The organism is Acidovorax sp. SUPP1855 (assembly GCF_030158955.1).
In the GTDB taxonomy this organism is placed as follows: domain Bacteria; phylum Pseudomonadota; class Gammaproteobacteria; order Burkholderiales; family Burkholderiaceae_C; genus Paracidovorax.
This window is the reverse complement of record NZ_BQXI01000090.1, coordinates 1-872: the sequence shown is the minus strand read 5'-3', so window position 1 is coordinate 872 and position 872 is coordinate 1. Positions and strand designations below refer to the sequence as shown.

Sequence of the window (872 nt, the reverse complement as noted above, 5' to 3'; positions counted from 1 at the left end):
CCAGCAATGTGAATCTGGGCAACGGCAACACCCAGCCCTTGAGCGGCAGCTTCACCCGCACCAACGGCACCACCGGGGTCAGCGGTGTGGCCGAGGTCACCGGCAGCCTGCTGCTGGCCTCCAATAATTTCTACCGCGAGTTTTCCGACGACCCGGCCGTGACGGCGGCGGCGGGCGCCTTGCCCCAGATGGGCGGCAGCGGCTGGGTGCGGGATCTGCGCGAGGCCATGAGCCTGCCGGGCGAGGCGGCGCAGGGCCTGCAGGACAGCGTGGGGCGGTTCGCGGCAGCGGGCACGCGGGATGCGCAGATAGCGCTGGTGGATGAACTGCTAGCCGACTGGGCCGGCAGCTCGGGCAAATTGATTGGCAGCGTGTCCAGCTATGAGCTGGGATGGGATGGCGTGAGCAGTCTGGTGACCGTCAACAAGCCGCCAGCCGACCCGACCTACGTGACCACCGCAGACCTGTACATCACGGTGGCCGGCATGATGGTGCCCAATCCCAATGCCCAGACGGGATACAGGGCTGAGATGCTGAGCGAAGAGGGGCTGGCTTTGCTCAGAAAGCTCAACGTGCTGGAAGTCTTCAACGGTACCAAGTTCATTCAGATTCCCCAAGTCACGGATTCGGGCAGCGGAGGTGGCGGTGCATCAGCCGGAGGCGGAGGCAGTGGCGGTGGAGGGGCCAGCGACGGGGTTCGCCATTACACAGCCACCCTGTCCGCCCCGCAGGCCGCCTTGCTCAACCAAAGCTACGAAGAACTGCGCGAAAGCGTCTATGGCGCGCTGGTCGTGCAAACGCGCCTCAAGCCCTACCTGGACAGTGTGGCGCTCACCATTGACGAAAAAGGCGTCGGCTTCGACACCACCGGG

At 65.3% G+C, this 872-nt stretch carries 1 pseudogene; it reads left to right on the top strand.

Annotation, left to right across the window (positions count from 1 at the left end):
• A pseudogene (locus AVMA1855_RS26515) lies at window positions 1–872 on the top strand (calcium-binding protein); the annotation flags it as partial.